Source organism: Desulfonatronovibrio magnus, from assembly GCF_000934755.1.
GTDB classification, from domain to species: Bacteria; Desulfobacterota; Desulfovibrionia; order Desulfovibrionales; family Desulfonatronovibrionaceae; genus Desulfonatronovibrio; species Desulfonatronovibrio magnus.
Genome location: NZ_KN882194.1, coordinates 1 through 8,203, shown reverse-complemented (window position 1 = coordinate 8,203; position 8,203 = coordinate 1). Strand labels below are relative to the sequence as shown.

16 protein-coding genes and 1 pseudogene are annotated in these 8,203 nt (G+C 43.7%); all 17 read right to left on the bottom strand.

The features are described from left to right. Positions 1-291: 291 nt before the first annotated feature. Positions 292-582: a hypothetical protein gene (locus LZ23_RS21950; RefSeq protein WP_045217771.1), complete on the bottom strand. Its 291-nt coding sequence runs from the start codon at positions 580-582 to the stop codon at positions 292-294. A gap of 4 nt (positions 583-586) precedes the next feature. Beyond that, on the bottom strand, positions 587-862 hold the full coding sequence (locus tag LZ23_RS21945; protein ID WP_045217753.1) for a toxin: 276 nt from the start codon (positions 860-862) through the stop codon (positions 587-589). Positions 863-1,475: 613 nt separating this feature from the next. After that, positions 1,476-1,850 carry a hypothetical protein gene (locus LZ23_RS21940; RefSeq protein ID WP_232300562.1) on the bottom strand — a complete coding sequence of 125 codons (375 nt, stop codon included), beginning with the start codon at positions 1,848-1,850 and terminating at the stop codon, positions 1,476-1,478. Positions 1,851-1,900: 50 nt separating this feature from the next. Further along, entirely contained in the window at positions 1,901-2,107 is a 207-nt protein-coding gene (locus tag LZ23_RS25635) for a GIY-YIG nuclease family protein (RefSeq protein ID WP_045217751.1), read from the bottom strand. 43 nt (positions 2,108-2,150) lie between these two features. Continuing rightward, positions 2,151-2,339, bottom strand: coding sequence for a hypothetical protein (locus LZ23_RS24440; protein ID WP_198146081.1), 189 nt, complete (start codon positions 2,337-2,339; stop codon positions 2,151-2,153). Further along, positions 2,315-2,839: a helix-turn-helix domain-containing protein gene (locus tag LZ23_RS21930; protein WP_045217748.1), complete on the bottom strand. Its 525-nt coding sequence runs from the start codon at positions 2,837-2,839 to the stop codon at positions 2,315-2,317. The genes LZ23_RS24440 and LZ23_RS21930 overlap by 25 nt, the downstream gene beginning before the upstream one ends. A 232-nt stretch (positions 2,840-3,071) precedes the next feature. Then, the gene (locus LZ23_RS25630; RefSeq protein WP_045217746.1) at positions 3,072-3,302 is read right to left on the bottom strand and encodes a type II toxin-antitoxin system HicA family toxin; all 231 of its coding nucleotides are present in this window, start codon (positions 3,300-3,302) and stop codon (positions 3,072-3,074) included. Beyond that, entirely contained in the window at positions 3,299-3,523 is a 225-nt protein-coding gene (locus tag LZ23_RS21920; RefSeq protein WP_045217744.1) for a type II toxin-antitoxin system HicB family antitoxin, read from the bottom strand. The genes LZ23_RS25630 and LZ23_RS21920 overlap by 4 nt, the downstream gene beginning before the upstream one ends. Before the next feature lie 184 nt (positions 3,524-3,707). Beyond that, the gene (locus LZ23_RS21915) at positions 3,708-4,052 is read right to left on the bottom strand and encodes a nucleotidyltransferase domain-containing protein (RefSeq protein ID WP_045217742.1); all 345 of its coding nucleotides are present in this window, start codon (positions 4,050-4,052) and stop codon (positions 3,708-3,710) included. A 174-nt stretch (positions 4,053-4,226) separates the two neighbouring features. After that, positions 4,227-4,424, bottom strand: a pseudogene (locus LZ23_RS24435) (asparagine synthase-related protein); the annotation flags it as partial. 32 nt (positions 4,425-4,456) lie between these two features. Then, positions 4,457-5,011: an acyltransferase gene (locus LZ23_RS25415; protein WP_045217741.1), complete on the bottom strand. Its 555-nt coding sequence runs from the start codon at positions 5,009-5,011 to the stop codon at positions 4,457-4,459. A 79-nt stretch (positions 5,012-5,090) separates the two neighbouring features. Beyond that, on the bottom strand, positions 5,091-5,465 hold the full coding sequence (locus tag LZ23_RS21905) for a type II toxin-antitoxin system VapC family toxin (protein WP_198146080.1): 375 nt from the start codon (positions 5,463-5,465) through the stop codon (positions 5,091-5,093). Between the two features lie 8 nt (positions 5,466-5,473). Continuing rightward, on the bottom strand, positions 5,474-5,698 hold the full coding sequence (locus LZ23_RS21900; RefSeq protein ID WP_045217736.1) for a hypothetical protein: 225 nt from the start codon (positions 5,696-5,698) through the stop codon (positions 5,474-5,476). 44 nt (positions 5,699-5,742) lie between these two features. Next, positions 5,743-6,264, bottom strand: a complete 522-nt coding sequence (locus LZ23_RS21895; protein ID WP_269745203.1) for a Gfo/Idh/MocA family oxidoreductase — start codon at positions 6,262-6,264, stop codon at positions 5,743-5,745. Positions 6,265-6,868: 604 nt separating this feature from the next. Then, positions 6,869-7,282, bottom strand: coding sequence for a type II toxin-antitoxin system VapC family toxin (locus LZ23_RS21890; protein WP_045217734.1), 414 nt, complete (start codon positions 7,280-7,282; stop codon positions 6,869-6,871). Further along, positions 7,270-7,491, bottom strand: coding sequence for a hypothetical protein (locus tag LZ23_RS21885; protein WP_157493447.1), 222 nt, complete (start codon positions 7,489-7,491; stop codon positions 7,270-7,272). Before LZ23_RS21885 ends, LZ23_RS21890 begins: the two co-directional genes overlap by 13 nt. A gap of 398 nt (positions 7,492-7,889) precedes the next feature. After that, positions 7,890-8,203, bottom strand: a 314-nt coding sequence (locus LZ23_RS21880) for an integrase core domain-containing protein (protein ID WP_045217730.1), incomplete at its 5' end; no start/stop codon positions are given.

Here is an 8,203-nt window from a genome sequence, read left to right as displayed (position 1 = left end):
CTTTGAGCTAATATGCTTTCAGCTTTGAGCTTGGCCCTTTGAGCTAAAATGCTTTGAGCTTATATCTTGAAGCTTCTCCACAACATACATCTGCTCCTCATCCGTCATATCATGATACATGGGCAGGGTCAGGCAATGGTAATGGGCCAAGTCTCTGAGACAAGCAAGGTCCTGATTTTATTGAACTTGACCCTCTAAAACACCCCATTTTCACCCCTTACAGACAACTTTTGCCCTTGGCATTGCCATGATCCATACGTAAACATCTAAAATTATATTCGAATTTCCAACTTATATTTCAAGTTTGATCTTACCCGCAGCGTAGTTTCTTACGAGTGTTTGGACAACACTTTGAACGGTAACATCAACCTCTTTGGCCTTGGCCATGAGAAAAGCTAGTTCTGCTACTGTAAAATCGATTTGAGTTGTCTTCTTTTCCTGAAGCGAGAGAGTGTAATCCGCATGCTGCTTATATATTTGCTTTTCATCTTCCGATAATTGGTGATCTTCCCATTCATTATTTTCAAGACTTTTCAAGATTTTGGCTTCATCTTCATCAAGTTGTAGATATTCATTACTCATTGTCTCACCTTCCATATATTTTCTTTAGCTTCCTGCTGGGGATGATAGTTTTTAAAAAAATTTCATCATCGCTTTCAACAAAAGGAACATAACAAAAATATCCCTTTATCTTTATGATAAAAATATGCTGATTTGGGTATTTTTTCTTGTCTGGATGCGACTTTAGGGCAAGTATTTCCCTATTATGGATTTTTTCCAGAACCATTTCAAAAGACAGTCCTCGCTGTAATACCAGCAACTGATTTTTTTCTTCATTCCATCTGATGAGTTTATTTTTCATTGGCTGCGGCCTGCCCATCTAACTAAATTTATTGACTTTGCGGGGAAGGGCCAAGGGGTCTGACCTCAACAACCTTCAATAAGATCCCGAAATGTAATGACAGGATGGGAAATCACAGAGTAAGCTCCACGTCACGTACACCTATGCATTGCATACTGGTATCATAAATATAAATTTCAAATCATAATCCTGGCATATAAAAAAAGCAAAGAGAAAGACATTTTTGACGCTGATTGCGCTGATTTTCGCTGATCAAGACATTTCATTTTGCCTTAACCATAGACCTTCTGCGTGATCTGAGGTTAAAGCTCTACTGCCTTATATTATTCCGTAGCGGATAATAGCTTGATCAGCTGAGGCTGAGGGGAATACAGTTACAATTACAATCAATTCACCATAAGTCTTTTTTCCACCTTCAACATATGTTTTCAGTTCAGCGGTTTGGGGTCGGACCTAACCATCATACTTAAATATCAGGATAAACCCAGTGAAATCCAGCAAAGCTGGGCTGCAAGGCAGCATTTCACCAGGCATGTGTCCCAAAACACTCAGTTTTCAGACCTTAGAAGCCCCCCAATGAAACCCTGCTTTTCAGCAGGACACTGCGTGTGTTTCATAAGGTAAACATTTCACCCCCAAAAACATCATTGTAAGCCGAGACAGGTTCTTTAAGTGCGTATGCTTTGAACTTGCTTACTTCATGGACACTGCGGCCGCAAGCTTTTCCGCCGAGCAATTCCTTGACACTTTCTACAAAATTTTTGCAGCCCACGGCGACACTTTCAGTCCAGCCTGGTTGTCTAAGAGTACGCTCATCCACTGCCGCCTGGACCCACCCAGAGTAAATTATTGATAAATCATCTATATCCAGTAGCCTTTTCAAAAGATCTCTGTTGATAATCCGGTATCTTTGTTGTGGCTCGACAATTTCAGGGTATCCGCCATGACTCCATTCTTTGGGATGTTTAACCACCTTGGCCCTGACCATGTTTACCCAGTGAAATAAGATTTGAGCCTATTTTTGATAAAAAGCCTGCCTTAATAAGTCTTAAAATATTTTTCTCTTCGGGTAGCATCCTCTTGGTTGATGCAAGCTTCATAATATATCAGCTTTAAGGGCCTTCTGTCTTTTGTTGAAGGAACCTTACCTTTGGAGTGATGCTTAAATCTTAGCTTGAGATTTTTAGTATAGCCTGAATATAAGTTGCCATCAGCTTCACTTAACAGCACATACGTATAATACATAGGATGATCTCAAGCTATTTCACCGGGTGAAGGTCTATGTAGATCAGACATCGAACAAGGTGCTCATCAACATCCACTGCTGTAGCGTGATACCTGTCTTCCCAGAAAGCACCATTACGCTTTTTCCTTCTGCGTTTATTTCCCGGGCAAAACTATGGATACGCAGGCGCTTGCCCCGCTCTTTGAGTTCCCTGGCTTTGTCCACGATCAGGCGCACGGTGTCGATTTCCACTTTGCTCGCTTTACCCCGATTGTCGACTTTTTTATCAGGTAGACCCGGGCCTTGTTTATGTACAGCTCCAGGATGTCCATCTGGGTCAGCTCCAGAGGACGGCCTGCTTCAAAACGTCTGGGCTCAGACTTCTCTTTCTTTGCCTGCCCTGGCTCGTAGCCATTAGCCAGCATCACCTTTCTAATGCTGCGAATGGAGATGGTCTTGCCTTGCCTGCGCAACTGACTGCGGACCTGGCCTGGACCGAATCCCAGGTTATTCTGCCAGGTGTTCAGGATGGCTTCTTCCTGTTCCGGAGTAATCTCCTTCTCGCCCCGGCCAGGGCGATTTGGCTGATGCTCAAGAAATGCCTCCCGGCCCAAAGCCTGGAGCTTGTTGCGCCAATCATAGACTGTTGTGTAATGGACTCCTGCAATCTTTGCAGCTTCCTTGATTCCGATTTCCTGGGCTTTCTCCAGAATGGTCAGCTTTTGCTCCTGATCAAAAAACTTGTTCGCCATAACACTTCCTCCTCTGGTTTACGCCAAGAGAAAGTGTTACCCTGATTTATGACATTTTGTACGGATTCTTTTTAACTGAAACACGTAGATTGTAGTTCATGGTTCGTAGCTTATAGCATATTAGCTCAAAGCTCAAAGCACCAACGGCCAAAGGTCAAAGGTCAAAGCAAAATAGCTGGTAGCATGAAAGTGCAAAGCATATAGGCTCAAAGCGGAAAAGTAAAAGCATATCCTACTCACTTTGATTAAAAAAATGATCCATTGATAATTTTAAATCATGTCTTACAATCTTATTCAGAAGGCCTTGTGGAACATCTTTGGCTCCATGGTCAGGAATTGTAGTCATTCTTCCATCAGCATGCTTATACCGGATGTGTGAACCTTTTTGCCGAACCTTCTGGAAACCGAGTTTCTCCACACGCTGAATAAAATCCCGAAATGTAATGACAGGATGGGAAGTCACAGAGTAAGCTCCACGTCACGTATGCCTACAAATTGCATACTTGTATCATAAATATAGTCATTATCTTCAACACATGCCAGGATGGCCTCGCGAATGTTATCCACAGCTTCATTCACAGTATAACCGTAGCTGTGACATCCCTGAAATGAAGGACAACTTACAATGTAAACGCCTTCTTTATCCTGTTCGATAATTACCGGGTAATGCTTTTTGGGTTCCATGAATATATCTCCATTGTTAGCTCGTGGCTGGTAGCTGGTAGTTCATAGCTCATGGCTCGTAGCTGGTAGCTCGTAGCAAATGCAGTTGCGCTAAGCTGAAAGCTCAAAGCTGAAAGCGAATGTGGTAAGAGGCAAGGGGAAAGAGGAAAGGGGGAAGCAAAGACGCTTGCCTCTTCCCGCTTGCCTATCCCTTGCTTACCGATTGCTCATACTCAGAGCTGATTGCAATGCCAGAAGCTCTGATCTCGTTTACCAGGGGGTCATCAAGATTAAAGTCTTCAGGCCTGAATGGACTTGGTTCGATCCGATCATCAAGTTTTAGAGCCAATTTCATTAAAAAAAACCTTTCCTCAAAAAGGTCCTGAGAAAAGTCCGGACTTACAATAGCTACATCGATGTCACTCCATTTATTGGCCTTGCCTTTGGCATAAGAGCCATATAAATAGGCTCTGTCAACCTGTTTGACCTGATTGACTTGGGCAATATAATTCCGCATAAGTTCTTTTAGCTCAGTTGGGATTTCAGCCATTTGAAATACCTCTTTATTGTTTCCATCTGTACTGTGGTAAATTGCTGTGTACATTCTTTACGAAAAGAACTTTTAAAGTCTGGATATCTGGATTTAAATATTAATGGGCCAGCAAAGAAACTTTCCATTAACCATCTTATCCGCATATGTCGAGAACTTCATTCGCAATTAAGCTTATTCAAGATATAGTTCAAGCCAATTTTCAATGTTCAGCAAATACCAGATCAGCAAACGGCGGTTCTGCCTGCCTTCAAGGTGTTCCATGACGAGCTTGAGAGTGGCCTTCTGGTCCAGATAGTTGAAGATTCTGGCATTTTTGTTGAATAGGATTCTGCGAACGTACTGAATGGAATCACCTTTGAACCAGGAAGCGTCAGGTGCGGAGACAACTTATATTACGAAACTTATCCTGAAAGGGTTTTTTTATAGCAGACGTCACAAACAAGTCCATGTTCCGCTTTATTGCCGCATTTGCACACCCAGCCGGTCTGCCTGGCCGGGTTGCCCAGGACCAGGGCATGGTCCGGAACATCTCTGGTTACCACTGAACCAGCGCCGATCATGGCGTATCTTCCAATAGTCACTCCGCAGATGATGGTGCAGTTGGCCCCAAGAGTGGCACCTTTTTTGACCAGGGTGGGCCGGAGTTCATCCATACGCCGGATAAAGGCCCTGGGATTGAAGACATTGGTAAAAACAACTGAAGGGCCGCAGAAGACCTGGTCTTCTAAGATTACCCCCTTGAATATGGAGACATTATTCTGGATCTTGCAGCCATGGCCGATGATTACGCCCGGGCCTATTTCTACGTACTTGCCGATCACGCAGCCAGGGCCGATTGATGCGCCGGTCATGACATGACTGTAGTGCCATATCTTAGTTCCAGATCCTACGGTGACGTCTTTGTCAATATAGCTGGACTCATGAATGAAGTAGTGTGAAGGATGTCTATTTGTCATTTATTTAGTCTTACTCATGTAAAAGAACAAACAAGCGGGCAGCTTCATCTTTCAAAATATCATGGGTTTGGGTAAAACATCACCAGATTCGATTAACTGTATATTTATCAAACATGGAATCGCTGCTCACTAAAGGAATTTTTTCTTCAAGTGATTGTGCAATAATTAATCGGTCAAAGGGGTCTCGATGATAAAAAGGCAGTTCAGTAAGTCTTGCTGTGTGTTTTATGTCTATGTTTAAGAGAGTAAAATCATTATGTTGAAGTTGTTTATTCCAAAAGAATAAGAAAGGTTCTGCGAGAGAGTATTTCCCAAGACTTATTTTAATGGCAAGTTCCCATAGGCTGGCTGGACTGACGAAAACTGACCCTTCAGCATTCATAATATACTCTTTCCCATTTTTGCTCAGCCTGTTATCATCAAGAATAAACCACAACAGGGCCTGAGTATCCAAAAGTATATTCATTTCATGTACTCATTAAAATCATTGAGATGTTCGTCATCTTCCATGTGAATCTTTAAAATTCCCCTGGCGCTTCCGGGCATTCTTCTATAGAATTGATGTTCATTTTCGTTGGAGACTTGTAGCACCACTTTGACTTTCTGCCCGTATGTATAACGGTATTCTCTGGGCAATTGGATGCAACCTTTTTGGTCAATTCGTGTGTTAATCTTTATTGTCTGCATAGCTTTTCTCCTAATTTATGTATTTGCTGAAGAGTGTAATGTTTTTAAGGTTTACTTCTCAACATGGGATGAACAGTACCGTTTCCCCTGTGAACAGGTTGAGAGTTTCGCAGCTCGGAAACCAGATTAATGGAGGGCAGAGCTTCTTTTACTCCGAATCCATTACCATTTAGAATATGCTGATAACTCAATGTATGCAGATCTGTAAAGCCTGTGGAAAATTCAAGTTCTTCTCCGTTGATGGAGATGGATCTGTAAGCCGGCTTGGCCTGCTGGACAGCAGCGGCAGGCAGATCTGACCGGTCTAAGGAAAGATACCAGCGAACCCTGGCTCTATCAAGCTCAATATAGCCGGACATTCTTCTGGAGGATGAGTAATGGAGTTCTTTATGTCTGGCCGGGCCGAATATCCACATGAGCATATCAAAAAAGTGAATGCCTATGTTGGTGGCTATTCCTCCTGATTTTTCAGGGTTTCCTTTCCAGGAATTAAAATACCATTTTCCTCTGGAAGTGATATAGGTCAGGTCTATATCGAATTTTTTGTCTTTTCCCTGGCTGTCGATCTTTTCTTTAAGAGCAATGATGGAGGGGTGTGCGGTTTGGGGTCGGACCTAACCATCATACTTAAATATCAGGATAAACCCAGTGAAATCCTGCCAAGGCAGGGCCGTTTCACGGCATTTCACCAGGCAGGTGTACCAAAACAGCTTGTTTTCGGAGCTTAGAAGCCCCCCAGTGAAACCCTGCTTTTCAGCAGGACACTGCGTGTGTTTCATAAGGTAAAAATTTTACCCTCAAAAACATCATTGTAAGCCGATACAGGTTCTTTCAGTGCATATGATCCGGTCTTGTCTACTTCATGAACCCTGCGGCCGCATGCTTTTCCACCAAGCAATTCTTTGACCTTCTTGACAAAATCTTTACAGCCTACGGCAACGCTTTCAGTCCAGTGGAGTGGGGTCGAACCTCAAGAAGATTTTGAATTAACTACAGAATCGCTCAAAAACAGCCTCATTTTGGGCCTTAAAATGCGCATTTTTGCCCCCAAAGGGGGGGTAAGAAAACGGATCTGAGAAAGATTCCCCTTCAGTGCAATGGGGGACCGTTAATGTTCAAATAACTTTGGCTGAATTACCCTGGTTGCGGTCGGTAGACTGGTTTAAAGATTCATGGCGAAAAGGGGTTGAGCAGCGAAACGCCCGTCCGCTTAACATCCTTGCTATTGCGAGTGACGAGAATAAGTTCGTGTTCGAGTGCAGTTGCGGCAAGTAGGCTGTCAATGACCGGCAGTGGGTCAGGAATGTTCAGTCTCCCCCAACGGTCGGCGATACCAGGGGTAACGACCAAGACACGTCCAGTGGACCGCTCTTGCACAGTGGCAAACCACTGATCAAGATACGCCGCGGAAACAGGGTCACGACGACGTATTCCCTCAATGCCACGCCTAATCTCTCCAAATACCAGGACCGAAACGAATAAATCCTCATCATTTGCCTCAGCAAACCACTTTCGCACACCGGCATTAGCGCGTTCACCTTTTCGGATTTCCGAGAGAACATTTGTGTCTATCAGATATCCCATTGCATCTCACCACGGCCAAAATCTCGTGGACGGGCAAAATCATCATCGTCGCCGATATCCGGCATGGCCGCCAGAGCCTCCTTGAAGGAGCCTTCAACAGTCTTTTGCCCTAACAACCGGAAAACAATTTCCACGCGTTTATGATGAATTTCTGGGGGAACGGATATGTTCGCCGGCATATCATCTATGATCTGCTTTATTAGTTCCACAGCCAATACCTCCGTAAATATCTCCTGCTTTAAGGTCGGACCTAACTATCATAAACGGCGCCTTTGGGGTCGGACCTAACCATCATATTTAAATATCAGGGTGAACCTTTCTTGTCTGCCTGCCCCATGAAACCGGGTTCCCTTCACGGTGCTTGCCTTGTGTAATGCCAAAGGCCAGGGGAGCTTATTTCACTGGGTTTCATCGGGGTTGCTAATAAATCCTTTTTTACCGATTTCACGTGCCACGTGATTTCGGCAATTTTTTCCGCTTCGCGGATGCAGAAACTTATCATATTCGTGATGATTAGTGCAGATTAGTGGGCAATTCTTTTCTTTTTCTCCCCACGAATACTCTGCCAAATTGGCCTTATCGGTAGATGTCAAGAAAGATGTCGCATCTAAGCCGCTTTTTTTTCTGTGTTAGATGTTCTTTTTTTATTCAAGGTAACTTCAGTCGGTGCGCTCCAATTTCTGGTACGACCTGACCATCTTTCAGGTTTTGCCATTTTTGCTCTTTGATAAACCACTTGGCGTTTTGCCAGGATTTCCTTGGCCCGGCCAGTATGCCGATCATTGGGAGTCACATATGCCAGGTTACTATGACGGTGCTCATGATTATACCAATTAACAAAGTCCTCAACCCATTTTCTGGCATCAGTCAAGCTTTCAAAAGGCTTCCTTGGATACCAGGGACGATACTTCAGAGTCTTGA

Excerpts from the sequence above, each read along its gene's own strand:
- LZ23_RS21920 (WP_045217744.1), bottom strand. The coding sequence starts at position 3,523 with ATGGAACCCAAAAAGCATTACCCGGTAATTATCGAACAGGATAAAGAA.
- LZ23_RS21945 (WP_045217753.1), bottom strand. The coding sequence starts at position 862 with ATGAAAAATAAACTCATCAGATGGAATGAAGAAAAAAATCAGTTGCTG.
- LZ23_RS21950 (WP_045217771.1), bottom strand. The coding sequence starts at position 582 with ATGAGTAATGAATATCTACAACTTGATGAAGATGAAGCCAAAATCTTG.
- LZ23_RS25635 (WP_045217751.1), bottom strand. The coding sequence starts at position 2,107 with ATGTATTATACGTATGTGCTGTTAAGTGAAGCTGATGGCAACTTATAT.
- LZ23_RS21930 (WP_045217748.1), bottom strand. The coding sequence starts at position 2,839 with ATGGCGAACAAGTTTTTTGATCAGGAGCAAAAGCTGACCATTCTGGAG.
- LZ23_RS21915 (WP_045217742.1), bottom strand. The coding sequence starts at position 4,052 with ATGGCTGAAATCCCAACTGAGCTAAAAGAACTTATGCGGAATTATATT.
- LZ23_RS21900 (WP_045217736.1), bottom strand. The coding sequence starts at position 5,698 with ATGCAGACAATAAAGATTAACACACGAATTGACCAAAAAGGTTGCATC.
- LZ23_RS21940 (WP_232300562.1), bottom strand. The coding sequence starts at position 1,850 with ATGGTCAGGGCCAAGGTGGTTAAACATCCCAAAGAATGGAGTCATGGC.
- LZ23_RS25415 (WP_045217741.1), bottom strand. The coding sequence starts at position 5,011 with ATGACAAATAGACATCCTTCACACTACTTCATTCATGAGTCCAGCTAT.
- LZ23_RS21890 (WP_045217734.1), bottom strand. The coding sequence starts at position 7,282 with ATGGGATATCTGATAGACACAAATGTTCTCTCGGAAATCCGAAAAGGT.